Origin of the sequence: Streptomyces griseoruber, assembly GCF_001514205.1 — a bacterium.
Classification (GTDB): Bacteria; Actinomycetota; Actinomycetes; order Streptomycetales; family Streptomycetaceae; genus Streptomyces; species Streptomyces griseoruber.
The window spans coordinates 130,236-147,533 of sequence record NZ_KQ948768.1; the positions used below are offsets into that span (position 1 = coordinate 130,236).

Below are 17,298 nucleotides of genomic sequence, written 5' to 3' on the forward strand. Positions count from 1 at the left end.
ATCTGTTAACAAGCTCTTGACATCTTCTGACGCTGCAACTTAACGTTCGCCGAAGTTCAAGTCAACCGGTTTCCTCAGACGGAAATACCCGATAAGTCTGGGCAGAGCCCTAGAAACCGGTCCAGGCTAACGCAGCAGTGTCAATGCCGGATACCGGCCATGGGCAGGGTGCGCTACCAGGCGCCCGGGAGTGTCACCGCGCAGGCGACCACCGTCGCCGTCGCGTTCGGACCAAGAGGTGGCGACACACGTGCCGGACAGCCGTGTGCGCCCGGTCCGGGACATCCCGAACCAGGGCCGAGAGAGCACGGTGCCTCCCGCCCGAGCCGTCCCCCACTCCCCTACCTCGTGCCTCTTTCCTCGCCGCTCCTCCCTGCGGCAACTCCGCCTTCCCCATACGTTCCGCACGAAAGGCTGTCCAGCTATGTCCGTCCCGACCACAGAGTCCCTCGACAGACGTCGTTTCCTCACTCTCTCCGGTGCCGCGCTCGGCGCGGCCGCGTTGTCCGGCTGTGCCGCTTCCGTCGACGACGGCTCCGGCGGCAGCTCGAAGGGCGCCAAAACGACGCTCACGGTCATGTGCGAAAAGGACGACATCGACATCAAGGCCGCCCAGCAGGCGCTGGGCATGGAGATCAGGTTCCTCCAGAAGGACCCCACGAAGCTGAACGCCATGCTGGCCGCCAAGACCCCGCCGGACGTGGTGCGCGGGTTCGGAGCCACGGAAGCCCCGTACTTCGCGGCGCGCAAGCTGATGACCGACCTGGACCCGTACTTCGCCAAGAGCACGGTGCTCAAGCCCGCCGACCTCGACCCGGTCAACGACCTGTGGCGTTACGACGGCAGCAAGCAGGGCGCGGGCCCCCGCTACGGCATGGCCAAGGACTACTCGCAGGACCAGATGTTCTGGTACCGCACCGACCTGTTCGAGGCCGCGAAGCTGGACCTGCCCAGCGACACCGAGCCGCTCTCCAGCGAGGAGTGGCTGGACCTCGGCAAGCGCCTGGTCAAGCGCCGGCTGGGCAAGGTGAAGGTATACGGCATGAACATCACGGGACTCGGCTCCTTCTCCCCGCTGATGGCCATGACCGCGTCGGCCGGCGGCAGCCTGTTCACCGAGGACCTGACCTCGGTGGACTTCTCCTCCCCCGAGGCGCTCAAGGCGCTGCAGTGGTACCTGGACTACACGAAGGCCGACATCGGCCCGAGCGTCGTCAACCCGAACCCGGACGGCTGGGACTGGCCGACCTACCAGGCGGGCCGGATGGCGATGGCCGGCGACGGCTACTGGTTCGGCGGGGCCATCGGCGGCGACCCCAAGGTCGCCGAGGTCTCGCGCCTGGCCCCCGCACCCCAGATGGGCAACAGCCGGGTCAGCACCTGCTTCAGCGCCACCGGCTTCTGGATTCCCACGGAGGCCAAGAACAAGGACGCGGCCTGGAAGTTCTTCGAGTGGTACTTCGGCGAGGAGCCCGCCCAGGGCAGGGCCGCCGCCGGCTGGGGCATTCCCACCCTGAAGTCGCTGCGCCCGAAGATGCCGCAGGGCAAGCCCTACCAGAAGCAGGCCTTCAAGGTGCAGGAGGAAGAACTGGCCCACTTCTCCGTCCTGCCGTTCACCCCGTACGCCCAGTTGACGTCCCTGGACGGGGTGATCAGCAAGGTCGTGCCGGGCGCGGTCAAGTCCGGTACCTCCGCGGGCAAGGTCGCGGACGAGCTGAACAAGCAGATGAACGACCTGCTCGCCACGGGCAAGGACGTGCTCGGGTGAGCACTGGACAGCTCACCGAATCCGCTGCCGGGCCTGCTGCGCAGAGCCCGGCCGGGGCGGCGGCCACCCGGCCGCCGCGCCGGCGGCGCTCGCTGGCGAGGCGCCGGGCCTGGTCCTTCTACGTCTTCGCCGGTCCCTGGGTGCTGGGGTTCGCGGCACTGACGGCCTTTCCCCTCGGGTACGCCCTGTGGCTGAGCTTCACCAACTCCGACGGGCTGTCGCAGAACTCCCGCTTCGTGGGGCTGGACAACTACAAGGAGGTGTTCTCCGACTCGGAGACGCTGGCCTCCCTGGCCCGCACGGGAGTGTTCACCGCGACGACCGTGCCGCTGACGATCGTGGCGGGACTGTTCCTGGCCGTGCTGGTGAACCAGCCGATCCGGGGCCGCGGCCTGTTCCGCACGCTGCTGTACCTGCCCGCCGTGGTGCCGCCGGTCGGTGCCGCCCTGACCTTCAGGATGATCTTCGACCGGGACTCCGGGGCGGCCAACGGCCTTCTGGACCTCTTCAACATCAACGGCCTCGCGTGGCTGGCGGACCCCTACGCCCGCTGGGTACTGATCGTCCTGACCATGTGGGGCGTGGGCAACGTCATGATCATCTCGCTGGCGGGACTGCAGGACATCCCCAAGGAACTCGGCGAGGCTGCCCGGGTCGACGGCGCCAGTCCCTGGCAGTCCTTCACCCGGATCACCCTGCCGCTGCTCTCCCCCGTCCTCTTCTTCCAGGTCGTCACCGGGATCATCGCCTCGCTGCAGACCCTCGCACCGCTGCTCATCTCGCTCGACCCCACCCCGAAGGGCATCGGATCGATCCCTGAGAGCAACTCCCTCTTCATGATCCAGGTCCTCGACCAGTACCTCGTCGGCGGCCGTTACGGCTACGCCTCCGCCCTGCTGTGGGTGCTCTTCCTGATCATCGTCGGCGTGACCCTCGTCATCTTCAGACTCAGCAAGGGCGCGGTCTTCTACTCCGTGGAGCCGGAGCGCGCGAGAACCAGGACCCGTACCATCGGAGGCGCCCGATGACACTCTCCCGGCGCAGTGTCGTCTACATGCTCCTGGTGAGCGTCCTCGTCCTCATGCTCAGCCCGTTCGGCTGGCTCGTGATCACCGCGTTCAAGGACTCGTCGGAGCTGAGCGCCGTTCCCATCCACTGGTGGCCGCACCATCCGAGCCCGGGCAACTTCCTGAAGGCGCTGAACGCCTGGGACTACTTCGGCTACGCCCGCAACTCCCTGACGATCGCCACCATCTACTCGGTCCTCGCGACCCTCGCCTCGGCCTGGGCCGGTTACGGCTTCGCCCGGCTCGAAGCACCGGGGAAACGAGTGATCTTCGGCGTGCTGATGGCGACGATGATGCTGCCGCAGATCTTCACCCTTATCCCGACCTACCTGATGTTCGCCAAGGCCGGCCTCCTCAACACGTATATGCCCTGGGTGCTGTGGGGCCTGTGCGGCGCCCCGTATCTGATCTTCCTGTTCCGGCAGTTCTTCAGCAACATGCCGAAGGAACTGGAGGAGGCGGCGATCGTCGACGGCTGCGGGCAGATCCGCATCTTCTGGCGGATCTTCCTGCCCCAGTCATGGCCGGTCATCGCCACCAGCCTGATCCTGTCGTTCTCCTGGACCTGGGGTGACTGGATCGCGCCCGCGCTGCTCCTGGACACCGACCGCACCACCCTCGCCGTCCAGCTCGCCAGCGGCTACCGGAACGCGCACGGCGGTCAGCTCAACAACCTCGTCGCGGCGGGCACCCTGGTGTACGTCGTGCCCGTCCTGGTGCTCTTCCTCATCCTGCAGCGCGGCTTCGTCGCCGGAGTCTCCACCTCCGGACTCAAGTAACGCTGTTTACCAACGCACCACGCTGCAAAGGAACTTCGCATGACCACCACCCAGCGCTTCGGCACGTCGTCCGTGGCGGTCAGGTCGTGACCGGGCGTCCCCCACTCACCCCGCAGCTGGGCCGGACCCGGGTCATGGCCATCCTCCGATCGGCCGACGCAACGGGACTGCCCACCGTGGCCCGGGCCCTCGCGGACGGCGGCATCACCTGCCTGGAGGTCACCCTCACCACACGGGGCGCCCTCGACGCGCTGGCCGCCATCCGCGACGAGCTCGGGCCCGGGGTGTCGGTCGGCGCCGGCACGGTGATCACCACCGGGCAGGCCCGGGATGCGCTCGCGGCCGGGGCAGAGTTCCTGGTCGCCCCCACCGTGGACACCGACGTGATCCGCTGCTCGACCGAAAGGAGCGTCCCCTTCTACCCGGGCGCCTGGACTCCCACCGAGGTGTCCACCGCCTGGCGCGCGGGCGCCGCCGCCGTCAAGCTCTTCCCCGCGGGCACCGGCGGCCCCGCCCACCTGCGGCAGCTTCGGGCCCCGCTGCCGGACATCCCGCTCGTCGCCGTCGGCGGAGTCGGCGTCGACCAGGCGCGCGACTACCTCGACGCGGGCGCCCTCGCCGTCGGCATCGGCTCCCCGCTGCTGCGCGGAGCGGACCTGAACCCGGCGACGAAGACCCTGGAGGCCCTCACGGCGAGGACCCGCACACTGCTCGACGCGATCCGGGACACGTCCGGCCACCAGGAGGTGGGACCGTGAACGACCCTTCCCAGCAACGCTACTTGGTGACCGTCGGCGAGGTCCTCGCGGCCCTGGCCGCGTCGGACACCGGCCCGCTGGCTCTCGGCTCCGACCTGCGTCTCGGACTCGCCGGAGCCGAGTCGAACGTCGCCGTGGGCGTCAGCCGGCTCGGCGGGTCCGCCACCTGGATCGGCCGCGTCAGCGACGACGCACTCGGCGACCTCATCCTTCGCGAGCTGCGCGCGGAAGGCGTCACCACCGTCGCCGCACGCGATCCCGCCCCCACCTCCTTGCTGCTGCGGGAACGCCGTACGACCACCCACAGCCGCACCCGCTACTACCGCACCAACACGGCCGGTTCCCGGCTCTCTCCGGAGGACATCCCGCAGGCCCTCGTCGCCGGAGCGGCAGCTCTGCACATCACGGGCATCACCCCGGCGCTGGGCGAGGGGCCGTCCCGTGCCGTCACCCGGGCGGTGGACATCGCCGTCGCCTCCGGAGTACCGGTCTCCCTGGACATCAACTACCGCTCCCTGCTGTGGAACGAGGCCGAGGCCAGGCACACGCTGCTGCCCCTGCTGCGCAGAAGCGACCTGGTCTTCGCGGGACCGCACGAAGGCAGGCTCATGGCTCCCGACGCCGAGGGGCCGGAGGAGCTCGCCAAGGCCATATGCGACCTCGGCCCCGCCGGGGCCGTGATCAAGCTCGGCGCCGAGGGCGCGTACGCCGTCCTCGACGGACGGTCGTACCGGCAGCCCGCCGTGCCTGTCACCGTGCTCGACTCGGTGGGAGCGGGAGACGCGTTCGCCGCCGGGTATCTCGCCGAACTGCTCGCCGGTGAGCCCCCGGAGCGGCGGCTGCGCACGGCAGCTCTGCTCGGCGCCTTCGCGGTGAGCACCACCGGAGACTGGGAGGGCCTGCCCCGGCGCTCCGAACTGGGGCTGCTGGAGCACTACGACGACATCGTCCGCTGAGCACACCAGCACCGCATCCGCTCAAGCGCCCGCCTGCTCAAGGAACTTCGGGGAACACACCCATGCCCACACATTCCTCCACCGATGAGGTCACTGTCCTCACCGGCTCCTACACACCCGACTCCGGCGGAAACGGCGCCGGGATCGCCGCCCTGGGACTCGCCCCGGGCACCGGCCGCCTGGCGCACGACACCGGAGTGCCGCCCGTGCCCGTCAACGGGGCGTCCTTCCTGGCGGCCCATCCCTCGCTCGACGTCGTCTACAGCACGAACGAGTCCGATCCGGGCACCGTCAGCGCCCTGGTCCGGCACCGTGACGGCCGGCTGTCCCCGTTGGGCGCCCCGTTGAGCAGCGGCGGCGCCAACCCGTGCCACCTCACCGTCCACCCGGGAGGGGGCTGGCTGCTGACCGCGAACTACGGCAGCGACACGTCGCCCGGCAGCGTGGCCGCGCACCGCCTCGACGCGGACGGACGCCTCGTGGAACTGACCGACGTCGCCGTTCACGAAGGGTCGGGCCCGGTCGCCGGACGGCAGGAGGGCAGCCACGCCCACCAGGTGCTCGTCGACCCGGCGGGCCGTTTCGTGCTCGCCACCGACCTGGGCGCGGACGCGGTCTTCACCTACCGGCTCGACACCCCGGGCGGCACCCTGGAGCGGGTCGCGGTGAACCGGCTGCGCCCCGGCTCCGGTCCTCGCCACCTCGCCTTCGCTCCCGGTGGTGGGCTGGTGTTCAGCGCGGACGAACTGTCCTCGACAGTCACCTGCCACTGGTACGACGCCGGTACAGGCACCCTTACGGGCGTCTCCTCGGTGCCCGCCACGGCCGTCCAGGACGCAACCAACCAGCCGGGCGGCATCGTCGCCTCTCCGTGCGGCCGTTTCGTGTGGGTGACCAATCGGGGCGCGGACACGGTGGCCGCGTTCCATGTCACCGGCACGGCACTGGAACCGATCGGCGAGACGTCCGCCGGCGGTACCTGGCCGCGCGGCCTGACCTACGCGGACGGTCATCTGCTGGTCGCCAACCAGCACAGCGGGACGCTCGTCGCGCTGCGTGTCCTGGGCGAGGGGGCGCTGCGGCAGGCGGGGCCTGCGCTGCCCGTTCCGTCGGTGGTCTGCGCGCTAGTCCTCTGACCCGGCCGCTTCGGTCCCTTTTCCGCCCCCACCCCCCTCCCGCCCCCTGACCGACCTCGTCCGCAGAACACCGGCCTGAAACAGCCAACGAAAGGCAGTCATGTCCCACCGCACCACCCCCGCACGCTTCACCCTCGACTCGGCGTTCGGCATCGGCGCCGTAAACCCCCGGCTGTACGGATCGTTCGTCGAACACCTGGGCCGCTGCGTCTACACCGGCATCTACGAACCCGGCCACCCGCAGGCCGACGCCGACGGCCTGCGCCAGGACGTCCTGGACCTGGTCCGGGAACTGGGCGTCACCACCGTGCGCTACCCGGGCGGCAACTTCGTCTCCGGCTACCGCTGGGAGGACAGCGTGGGACCGCGCGAGGAGCGCCCGGTCCGGCTGGACCTCGCCTGGAAGACCACAGAGACCAACGAGTTCGGCCTCGGCGAATTCATGGACTTCTGCACGAAGACCGGCATGGAGCCCATGATGGCCGTCAACCTCGGCACCCGCGGGGTCGAGGACGCCCTGCGACTGCTGGAGTACAGCAACCACCCGGGCGGCACCGAACTGTCCGACCGCCGCGCCGACCACGGAGCCAAGGAGCCCTACGGCATCAAGATGTGGTGCCTCGGCAACGAGATGGACGGAACCTGGCAGATCGGCCACAAGACGGCCGAGGAGTACGGGCGGCTCGCCGCCGAGACCGCCCGCGCCATGAAGATGATCGACCCCGATCTGGAGCTGGTGGCCTGCGGCAGCTCGGGCACCGGCATCAAGACGTTCGCCGCCTGGGAGGCCACCGTCCTGGAGGCCACCTACGACAACGTCGAGCACGTCTCCCTGCACGCCTACTACGAGGAGACCGACGGCGACCGAGACTCCTTCCTGGCGTCCGCCGTCGACATGGAGCACTACATCGAGTCGGTGGTCGCCACCTGCGACCACGTCCGCGCCCGGCTGAAGGCGACCAAGCGCATCAACCTCTCCTTCGACGAGTGGAACGTCTGGTACCAGAAGCGGACCAACCCGCACGCCGTGGAGGACTGGCAGCAGGCCCCGCGCCTGCTGGAGGACGTCTACACCGTCACCGACGCCGTGGTGTTCGGCTCGATGCTCATCGCGCTGCTGCGGCACGCCGACCGGGTGACCGCCGCCTCCCTGGCCCAGCTCGTCAACGTCATCGCGCCGATCATGACCGAGCCGGACGGCCCGGCCTGGCGGCAGACCACGTTCTTCCCCTTCGCCCAGGCCTCGACGTACGGGCGCGGCCGGGTGCTGCGCGTCGACGTGGACAGCCCGACGTACACCACGGCGAAGTTCGGCGAGGTGCCGCTGCTGCACGCCACCGCCGTCATCGACGACGAGACCGGCGACGTCACCGTCTTCGCGGTCAACCGCAGCCAGACGGAGGCCCTGCCGCTGAACATCGACCTGCGCGGCGTCGGCGCCCACACCCTGGTGGAGCACCTGGTCCTGGCCGACGGCGACCCGGAGGCCGTCAACACCGCGGACCGGCCCGACCGGGTCACCCCGCACCCCGCCACCGGCACCACCGTCACCGACGGCGTCCTGCACGCCGAACTCGAACCGCTCTCCTGGAACATGATCCGGCTGACCGGCCGGCAGGACTGACCACTGCGGCATACCGACTGCCCATGGGACGTTGCCACCGCCCCCGTCCACATCGCGGACACCGGCCCATGGGCTTTCACACGGCACCCTCACACTCACGCCCGGGAAGAACCGATGACAACCGTTGCCCGACCCCTGTTCCGAGACCCCATGCACGACGGCGCGACCGACCCCACTGTCATCTGGAACCGGCACGCCGGCGAGTGGTGGATGTTCTACACGAGCCGGCGCGCCGACGCCCCGCCGATGGACGACGCGAGCTGGATCCACGGCACCGACATCGGGATCGCGTCCTCCGCGGACGGCGGAGCCACCTGGCTGTACCGGGGAATCGCCGAAGGGCTGAACATCGAGCCCGGCCGACACACCTACTGGGCCCCCGAGATCGTCGACGACGGAACCGAGTACCACATGTACGTCAGCGTGATCCGCGGTGTTCCGACCCAGTGGCCGGGCCACGCGCGCGTGATCCGCCACTACACGAGCCACGACCTCTTCTCGTGGACCTACCGTTCCACGTTGTCGCTCTCGTCCGACAGAGTGATCGACGCCTGCGTCCTGCGGCTCCCCACGGGCGGCTACCGCATGTGGTACAAGGACGAGGCCGACAACGCGCACACCTACGCGGCGGACAGCGACGACCTGGCCCACTGGACCGTCCGGGGGCCCGTCGTCGAGATCTCGAAGCACGAGGGCCCGAACGTCTTCGAGCTGGACGGCAGTTACTGGATGATCATCGACGAGTGGCACGGCCAGCGGGTCCTCCACTCGACGGACCTGGAGACCTGGGAACCGCGAGGACTCGTCCTCGACCGTCCCGGGCAGGGCCCGGACGACGGGGGGTACGGCTACCACGCCGATGTCGTCACCAGCGAACTCGGCGCGTTCATCTTCTATTTCTCGCACCCCAAGCGACCCGACGACCACCCCGGACCCCACACCAGCCACGAGGACCGCCGGAGTTCGGTCCACGCCGCCCGTCTGCGGGTGAGCGGAGACACCCTCGTGTGCGACCGCGACGAGGTCCTCGAGGCCCCCATCCTCCCGCTCGAAGGGCCTTCGAACGGAGGAGACGAGCACTGATGCAGCCACTGCCCCGCAGCGCGGTACGCCTTCTTCCCGGCCCGTTCCTGGACGCGCAGGCCACCGCCCTCGACTACCTGCTGTCCCTCGACACCGACCGGCTCCTCGCGCCCCTGCGGCGCGAGGCCGGCCTGCCACCGATCGCCGAGTCCTACGGCAACTGGGAGAGCTCCGGCCTCGACGGCCACACCGTCGGGCACGCGTTGTCGGGCGCCGCGCTCATGTGCGCGGCGACGGACGATCCCCGGCCGAGAGCCATGGTCGAACGTCTGGTCAAGGGCATCGTCGAGTGCCAGGACGCCCTGGGCACCGGCTACGTCGGAGGCATCCCCGACGGCGTACGACTGTGGCAGCGGGTGGCCGCGGGGCAGGTGGAGCGGGACTCGTTCGAGCTCGGTGGTGCCTGGGTCCCGTGGTACAACCTGCACAAGCTCTTCGCAGGACTGCTCGACGCCCACCGGCACGCCGGTTCGGACCTGGCGCTGACCGCCGTCCGACGCCTGGCCGACTGGTGGGACCAGGCCGCGGCGGGGATGGACGACGACCCCCACGAAGCCATGCTCCGCACGGAGTTCGGGGGGATGTGCGAGGTTCTGGCAGACCTCGCCGACGTCACCGGCACGGACCGGTACGCCGCCCTGGCCCGGCGGTTCCTCGACCAGTCCCTGCTCCGCCCGCTGCGCGAACACCGCGACGTCCTCGACGGCATGCACGCCAACACACAGATCGCGAAGGTCGTCGGTTACCAAAGGCTCGGCGAGGTTGCCCGCGACCCCGGCCTGCGGGACGCCGCCCGGTTCTTCTGGCAGACCATGACCCGGCACCGGACGCTCTCCTTCGGCGGCAACTCCGTACGCGAGCACCTGCACCCCCGCGACGACTTCAGCGCCGCGCTCCAGTCGCCGGAAGGCCCCGAGACCTGCAACACCTACAACATGCTCAAGTTGAGCCGCGCACTGTTCCTCGAACAGCCGGACGCCGAGGTGCTCGACCACTACGAGCGTGCGACGGTCAACCACATCCTCTCGTCCCTGCACCCGAAGGGCGGGCTGGTGTACTTCACCCCGGTCCGGCCGGACCACTACCGCGTGGTGTCGACGCCCCAGAACTGCTTCTGGTGCTGCGTCGGCACCGGGCTGGAGAACCACGCGAAGTACGCCGAGCTGGTGTACACGACCGAGGGCGACGACCTGTTCGTCAATCTCTTCATCGCCTCCCGGCTCAGCCGGCCCGAACACGACCTGGTGCTGGAACAGACCGGTACGGCCCCCTACGACGACGAGGTGCGACTCGTCGTGCGCGACGCTCCCGCCACCCCTGTGGCGATCCACATCCGCGTGCCCGGCTGGCACGAGGGGACACCGCAGGTCCGCTTCAACGGCGCGCCGCCCGAGGAGGGACCGGCCCCGCTCACGACGCGCCACGGGACAGGCGGACAGCCCCTGACATACGTGCGTCTGGAGCGGCAGTGGCGCGAAGGGGACACGGTCACCATGTGCCTTCGCCCACGCATCAGCGCCGAGCTGCTCCCCGACGGCTCGCCGTGGGTGTCGTTCCGCTACGGTCCCAGTGTCCTCGCGGCCGAAGGCGACCGGAACGACCTGGTCGGCCTCTTCGCCGACGACTCCAGGATGGGGCATGTCGCCAGGGGCCCCTTGCGTCCTCTGGAAAACCTGCCCGTCGTGCTCACCCGGAGCACCTCCGATGCGCCGGCCAACGTGCGTCGGCTCGCCCCGGACCGGTTGGCGTTCGCCCTGGATCACGTGGACGCGCGACCGGGTCGGCCTGTCGTCCTCGTCCCGTTCGCCGGCATCCACGAATCCCGCTACGTCCTCTACTTCCCACTGGCGGAACCGGAGCGGCTCCAGGAGCGGCGGGAGGAGCTTCGCGCGGCCGACGAGGCGGCACTCTCGCTGCACGACCGAACCGTCGACTCCGTCTCCGCCGGCGAGCAACAGCCCGAAAGCGACCACTGGTTCGAGGGGCACGACACATGGTCGGGCCTCACCGACGGGCTGAGGTGGCGGGCCGCGGCCGGATGGTGGTCCTACCGCCTGACAGACCGGGACGGTGCCGCCACCGGCCTGCAGGTGACCCACCTCTCGGACGCAAGCGCCGGGCCGACCCACGTGCTGGTCGACGGACAGGCGCTGGGCACGATCGCGCCCTCGCCGGATCGCGAGGGCAGGGAAATCTCCCAGGTGTTCCCCCTCGACACGGACCGTCCCGCCGGACCCGTCAAGGTGCGGTTCGAAGCGGCCGGCGCGGCAACCGCCACCATCCGGCTGCGCGAAGTGCGCCTGGTGCGCTGACGTGACTACGACCCAGAAGGCCGGGCCGAAGGCACGCCGGCCGCACGCGCACCACCCTCGCCGCCCGCCCGGGACGGCACCAGCCGTTTCGATCCACTCCTTCACCGTCCTCCACACCCGCACAGGAAACGATCCATCATGACCCGATACCCCCGTCCGATCCCCGACCGGCACCTGCGTCCGCCGATGGGCTGGAACAGCTGGGACTGCTACGGCACGACCGTCACCGAGGACGAGGTCCTCGCCAACGCGATGTTCATGCACGAGCACCTGCTGGCCCACGGCTGGGACACCGTCGTCGTCGACATCCAGTGGTACGAGCCCACAGCCCGCGCCCACGGTTACAACCCGGACGCCCCGCTGGTCCTCGACGGCCACGGCCGCCAACTGCCCGCCGTGAACCGGTTCCCCTCGGCAGCGGACGGCGCGGGATTCGCGCCGCTGGCCGACCGCGTGCACCAGCTCGGCCTGCGTTTCGGCCTGCACATCATGCGCGGCATCCCGCGCCGTGCCGTGGCAGCCCGACTGCCCGTAATGGGCACCGACTTCACAGCCGACGAGATCGCCGACACCGACTCCGTCTGCCCCTGGAACTCCGACAACTACGGCCTCAACCACGACCACCCGGGTGCCCAGGCCTACTACGACACACAGGTCGCCCAATTCGCCATGTGGGGCGTCGACTTCATCAAGGCCGACGACATGCTCTTCCCGTACCACGAGCGGGAGATCGCCGCCTACGCCCGGGCCATCGCCCGCAGCGGCCGGCCCATCGAGCTCAGCCTGTCCCCCGGCACCGACGTGTCTGTCGCCCACCTCGACCACTTGCGGGAGAACGCCACCATGTGGCGCGTCTGCGACGACCTGTGGGACCGGTGGGAGGACGTGGAGGCCCAGTTCGCCCGCATGGCCCGGTGGGCTCCGTGGCAGGGCGCCGCTGCGACGGGCGGCTCCGCCGCGGTCGGCTGGGCGGACGCCGACATGCTGCCCCTCGGCCGCATCGGCATCCGGGCCGAGAGGGGTGACGACCGCCTCTGCTCCCTCACCCGCCCCGAGCAGATCAGCCTGCTCACGCTGTGGCTGATCTCCCGCTCCCCGCTGATGATGGGCGGCGACCTGCCCACCAGCCCGCCGGAGACGATCGAACTGCTCACCAACGACGAAGCTCTCACCCTCCTGTGGCACAGCACCGACAACCGTGAGGTTCTCCGCGAGAAGGACCTCATCCTGTGGACCGCCCAGGACACCGACGGACGCACCCGCTACGCCGCCGTGTTCTCCCTCGCCGACGCCCCTCGGCGCGTCACTGTCCCGCTCGGCTCCCTCGGCGCCCGTCCCCATGACCAGGTCCGCGAGCTGTGGACCCGCACCGACACTCCGCACGACGGTCGCAGCCTGGTCACCGACCTGCCCGCCCATGGCGCGGTACTCCTCCGTCTCGGCCAGGACGTGAGGTAGGGGGCTCGTGCCGCGACCGCGACCGGTCCGTGCATCACGACCTCCTCGTGACGCAGTACGACCGGGATCTCCTTGGCGATCGGATCGGCCAGTTCCCTCTCGCGGTCCGACGCGATCAGCATCACCTTGGAACCGCCGAGTGCCTCGGCCTCCGCGGCCACGGCGGCGGGCGACTCCCCGGCCGCGAACACCATCCGCTGGGATGCCCTGGACGATGTAGCTGTCGGTGGGGAAGTGTGGCGGTCGGTGACGATCTCGTCGCGCCCGGGGCGCAGGGCGAGAGCGCCTCGGAGCAGCTTGTAGAGGCAGACGCTGGTGGAGTCGGGGACGACCACCTGGCTGGGAGCCGCGCCCAGGGCGGCTTCGCCGAGGGCGTCGCCGACTCGCTCGGGCAGTTCCATCCAGCCTTCGGACCAGGAGCGGATGAGCCGGGTGCCCCACTCCCGGGTGAGCAGTGAGTTCAGGCGCTCCTGGGTGGTCTTCGGCGGGCGGCCCAGGAATGCTTCGATGGAAACGCACGATCTCCACTCACTTCTTCGTCCCGACGGCCGCGGAGGCCGGTCACGATGTGGAAAGACCCGATCCCGCGCAAGGGACCTGGCATGACGGACCGTCGGTGTTGGTCGACGTGCCGTGCCCTGGTCACGAATCCGGTACCGACCACCCTCGTCGCAGCCGGCCGCCACGGCCAAGGAATCACGCCGAAGACGGCGGAAAGAGGAGGAGACGGCGGATCCGCGCATGCGCCAGGCCGCCGCCGCGGTCACCCACTCATGGACGACGCGCTGCGGGACTGCCGCCGGAGTTCCGCCGGGGGGACGCCGAAACCCCTGGCGAACTTCTGGGAGAAGTGGGACGGGGAGGCGAATCCGCACCGATGAGCCACCTCGGCCACCGTGAGGGTCGCGCCCTCCGGGGAGGTGATCAGGCGACGGGCCCGCTCGAGCCGCAGCCCGAGGATGTACTGCGGCACGCCGGTCTCCCGGGCCGCGAAGACGCGGGAGAGCCGGCGCTCGCTGATCCCGATCCGCGCCGCAATGTATCCGGCCCCAAGCGCAGGGTCGGCCAGGTGGCGTTCGATGACGCCGCAGGCCGCTTCGTAGTGGCTGCGGCCGGTGGACCGGGAATCCCCGCCGGAGGACAAGGCGCCGAGGAGTTCGAGGACGGCGAGCTCGTCAGGTTTCGGCGACGATTGGGAACGGGTGGCCTTCTCCAGCAGGCGGCCCAGAGCGGCGACGTACGGGCCGAGCACGCCGTCGGCGCCGATCACCCGCGGTTTCGCGGGGATCGGACCCACCGCTTCCTCGTACAGGGCCCGTGGCAGGGCGACCGACACCTCGAGCGTACCCATGGTGGAGCCGGCCAGCGAGGGCTGGCCGGCTGGCGTGAACGCGGAACGGCCCTCGCCCAGGCGTGACGCCCTCTGTCTGACTGCGCGAGCCTCGCCATCGGTGTTTCCCGCCCCCTGACCAGGCTGTGCTGGATGCTGCGCGCGGGCGGTCGAGATGGTCCAATCTTCTTGTTCATCTGAGAGCCGTCAGGCCGAGTTACGTGGACGGGCACAGTATCGTCGCAGGACGGCCGGGACGGGAGGCGGGGTTGGGCGAGCACGTCGGGGTATGGGTGAGGCGGTTGCGCCCGGCCGCAGACCCTGGAGAGGCCACCTGCACGCGCGAAACAGTACGCCGTGCGACCGACCAGGTCGGTGACCTTCCGGTCGCGTGGGCGGTCGGGGTGGCGGCCGACATCGTCCAGGGCAACGCATTCCCGGATCTGACCCGCGTCGGTCTGAAAGGCCCGCAGGTCCTGCGCTCCGCCATCGAGGCGATCGTCATCTCGACGCTCCTCGCCATCGAGGCCGACGGACACCCACCGGCCCAGCTCCCGCCCGAGGCGGAGGCGCAGATCGTGGACCTGGTCCACCGCCGGGTTCCTCTGGACCCCCTTCTCACCCATCAGCGCAGGATCCACTCGCAGTTGGCCGATCACTTCATGGGCGGCTGCCGCTCCCTGGTACCGCTCCCCGATCTCGCGGCGTCACTTGAGCACGTGTCTCATGTGCTCTTCGAGTTCGCCGACACATTCGCCACCATGACCGCCGAGTCGTACGCCGCCGAGAACGAGCGGTTCCTGAGGAGCACCGCGGCTGCCAGGTACGAGACGGTTCTGGCGCTGCTGGCGGGAGAGGGTTCCGTCGACGCGATGTCCCGACAGCTGGCCTACCCGCTGGCGAACGCGTACCACATCGGTCTGGTGCTGCATCCCGCGACCTCGCCGAGCCACACCGGGGATCATTTGCACCAGGTGGCCCGGTCCCTCCTGCGCGGCCTCGGCGCGGACGCTCACCTGGTGGTGCCGGTGGACCGGACCGAGGCATGGGCGTGGGGAGCGTTCCGGGCGCGGCCACCGCGTGAGAAGCCGTTGCTGCCCGCCGGGTCCGACGTGATGGTGGGCATGGCGTCACCTCACCGAGGCGTCCAGGGGTTCCGGCGCGCCCACGAGGAGGCCCTCGACGCGGCGCGGGTGGGGGCTTTGGGCATGCCCTCGACGGCGGACGCGAGTGTCGTCCGGTACGACGAGGTCCGGTTGCTCTCGGTGCTGATCGCGGACCCCGACAAGGCCGCTCGCTTCGTGCGGGACGAGCTCGGCGCACTGGGATCGAGCGCGGGTTCCACACGGGTTCTCCGCCGGACGGTGCGGGCCTACCTCGACTGCCACGGCAGTCCGCAGGAGGCCGCCAGAGAGCTGCAGGTCGCGAAGAACACGGTCATCTACCGGGTCAAGCGGGCCGAGGAACTCCTGGGCCGCTCCGTCAGGGACTCCCAGCTCGAGCTGCACGCGGCACTCCGCCTCGCGGAGCTGTTCCCCGATCTCGACGACACCGGTCACTGACGGGCATACGTCACACATCCCGCACGCCGCCATGATCGTCTGACTCTTCGCCGCGCCACCGTTTTGGACCCTGGGTCCAACCGGCGTCGAAACCTTGGCCGGTCAGGCATAGGGGCCTGCGTCACGCCCGGACTTCAATCAACAGCAGGACGACAGCACCGGCCACCGCTTCGGCAGGTGAGCCGCCGAGGCAAGGAGGCCTCATGACGACTCTCGATGACGTCACGACGTCGGGACCGCAGGGACAGGGCGAGGTTCGCGAACGTCTCCTGCAGACCGCTCGCGGCCTGCGGCCGCTCCTGCGTGAGCACGCCGACGAGTCCGAGCGCAACCGCCGTCTGGCCGAGAAGACGGAGCGGGCCCTGCGCGAGTCCGGGTTGTTCCAGGCCACGGCGCCCCGTCGGTCGGGCGGGGCCGGCGGAGACGTCCGGACCCTCATCGAGCTGTCGGCCGAGCTCTCTCGGGGGGACTCGTCCGCGGGCTGGGTCGCCTTCATCGCCAACACGACCGCGTTCGGCATGGGCCTCTTCCCCGACGACGTGCGCGAACTCGTGTACGGCCCGGACCCCCGCAGTGTCGCGATCAGCCAGTTCGCACCCAACGGGACCGCCGAGAAGGTCGACGGTGGTTACCGCATCAACGGCAAGTGGGGTTTCGCCTCGGGTTGCTACCAGGCCCAGTGGACGCTGAACGCGTTCCTGGTCCTCGACACGGAGGGGCAGCCCGCTGAGGTGCGCTGGGCGCTGATGCCGCTGGCCGACATGCGGATCGAGGACACGTGGTACGTCGTCGGCATGGCGGGGACCGGCAGCAACACCCTCGTGGCCGAGGACCTCTTCGTCGAGGACCGGTGCACCCTGGACCTCGAGACGTTCATGGGCACGGCTGTCTTCCCGATCTGGCACGAGGACGAGAGCAGCTACCGGGCGTCACTGAACAGTCTCGCGTGTCTCGGCCTGTGCGGTCCGCTGCTGGGCATGGCGGAGGCCGCCTGGGACTTCACGACGGAGAACCTCGGCAAGGGCCGCCCCATCAGCTACTGGACCTACTCGGACCGTCGGGACGCCCCCAGCTACCGCCTCGCCCTTGCCGACGCGCGGGTCGCGATCGACGCGGGCAGGATGCACCTGCTCCGGTCCGCCGACGAGATGGACGACGCCGCCCGCGAGGGCCGGGTGCTCGACACGGCGGCCCGGGCGCGGATCCGCGGCGACTCCGAGATCGCGACGCGCAACTTCCGCCACGCCGTCACGCTCATGCTCGACATCGTCGGCACGAGCAGCTTCGCCCAGTCCAACCCGCTGCAGCGCGTCTGGCGTGACCTGACCGTCGCCAGCGGTCACGGCCTGAACAACCCCCTGCTGAACCGGGAGATCTACGGCCAGAGCCTCGTCGGTCGCGACACCGCGGAGATCGGTTCGCTGTGAGGTCGTCACGGCCGGGCCCTCGTGGCCCGGCCCTCGGG

General features: G+C 70.0%; 13 protein-coding genes. 12 read left to right on the forward strand and 1 reads right to left on the reverse strand.

The window, feature by feature from the left end:
• Positions 1-424 precede the first annotated feature (424 nt).
• The 10 genes from AQJ64_RS17475 (at position 425) to AQJ64_RS17520 (ending at position 12,941) form a co-directional block, all read left to right on the forward strand.
• Positions 425-1,768, forward strand: coding sequence for an extracellular solute-binding protein (locus AQJ64_RS17475; RefSeq protein ID WP_055636319.1), 1,344 nt, complete (start codon positions 425-427; stop codon positions 1,766-1,768).
• Positions 1,765-2,796, forward strand: a complete 1,032-nt coding sequence (locus AQJ64_RS17480; RefSeq protein ID WP_055636318.1) for a carbohydrate ABC transporter permease — start codon at positions 1,765-1,767, stop codon at positions 2,794-2,796. The genes AQJ64_RS17475 and AQJ64_RS17480 overlap by 4 nt, the downstream gene beginning before the upstream one ends.
• A complete protein-coding gene (locus AQJ64_RS17485; protein WP_055636317.1) occupies positions 2,793-3,614 on the forward strand; it encodes a carbohydrate ABC transporter permease in 822 nt (273 codons plus the stop codon). The genes AQJ64_RS17480 and AQJ64_RS17485 overlap by 4 nt, the downstream gene beginning before the upstream one ends.
• An 86-nt stretch (positions 3,615-3,700) precedes the next feature.
• Positions 3,701-4,372: a bifunctional 4-hydroxy-2-oxoglutarate aldolase/2-dehydro-3-deoxy-phosphogluconate aldolase gene (locus AQJ64_RS17490; RefSeq protein ID WP_055636316.1), complete on the forward strand. Its 672-nt coding sequence runs from the start codon at positions 3,701-3,703 to the stop codon at positions 4,370-4,372.
• Positions 4,369-5,328 carry a sugar kinase gene (locus AQJ64_RS17495; RefSeq protein ID WP_079061744.1) on the forward strand — a complete coding sequence of 320 codons (960 nt, stop codon included), beginning with the start codon at positions 4,369-4,371 and terminating at the stop codon, positions 5,326-5,328. The genes AQJ64_RS17490 and AQJ64_RS17495 overlap by 4 nt, the downstream gene beginning before the upstream one ends.
• A 62-nt stretch (positions 5,329-5,390) precedes the next feature.
• The gene (locus AQJ64_RS17500) at positions 5,391-6,464 is read left to right on the forward strand and encodes a lactonase family protein (RefSeq protein WP_055636315.1); all 1,074 of its coding nucleotides are present in this window, start codon (positions 5,391-5,393) and stop codon (positions 6,462-6,464) included.
• 100 nt (positions 6,465-6,564) lie between these two features.
• The gene (arfA, locus tag AQJ64_RS17505) at positions 6,565-8,088 is read left to right on the forward strand and encodes an arabinosylfuranosidase ArfA (RefSeq protein ID WP_059202758.1); all 1,524 of its coding nucleotides are present in this window, start codon (positions 6,565-6,567) and stop codon (positions 8,086-8,088) included.
• 150 nt (positions 8,089-8,238) lie between these two features.
• Entirely contained in the window at positions 8,239-9,171 is a 933-nt protein-coding gene (locus AQJ64_RS17510; protein ID WP_240512543.1) for a glycoside hydrolase family protein, read from the forward strand.
• Positions 9,171-11,483 (forward strand): beta-L-arabinofuranosidase domain-containing protein, encoded by a 2,313-nt coding sequence (locus AQJ64_RS17515; protein ID WP_055632838.1) that lies wholly within the window; start codon positions 9,171-9,173, stop codon positions 11,481-11,483. The genes AQJ64_RS17510 and AQJ64_RS17515 overlap by 1 nt, the downstream gene beginning before the upstream one ends.
• A 138-nt stretch (positions 11,484-11,621) precedes the next feature.
• Complete coding sequence (locus AQJ64_RS17520) at positions 11,622-12,941, forward strand: glycoside hydrolase family 27 protein (protein WP_240512544.1); 1,320 nt, start codon at positions 11,622-11,624, stop codon at positions 12,939-12,941.
• Positions 12,942-13,704: 763 nt separating this feature from the next.
• Here AQJ64_RS17520 and AQJ64_RS17530 read toward each other — a convergent pair.
• Entirely contained in the window at positions 13,705-14,292 is a 588-nt protein-coding gene (locus tag AQJ64_RS17530; RefSeq protein WP_059202759.1) for a helix-turn-helix domain-containing protein, read from the reverse strand.
• 383 nt (positions 14,293-14,675) lie between these two features.
• Here AQJ64_RS17530 and AQJ64_RS17535 point away from each other — a divergent pair, with 383 nt between their 5' ends.
• The gene (locus AQJ64_RS17535) at positions 14,676-15,833 is read left to right on the forward strand and encodes a PucR family transcriptional regulator (RefSeq protein ID WP_055632841.1); all 1,158 of its coding nucleotides are present in this window, start codon (positions 14,676-14,678) and stop codon (positions 15,831-15,833) included.
• A gap of 203 nt (positions 15,834-16,036) precedes the next feature.
• The gene (locus AQJ64_RS17540; protein ID WP_055632842.1) at positions 16,037-17,260 is read left to right on the forward strand and encodes an acyl-CoA dehydrogenase family protein; all 1,224 of its coding nucleotides are present in this window, start codon (positions 16,037-16,039) and stop codon (positions 17,258-17,260) included.
• Positions 17,261-17,298: the final 38 nt, after the last annotated feature.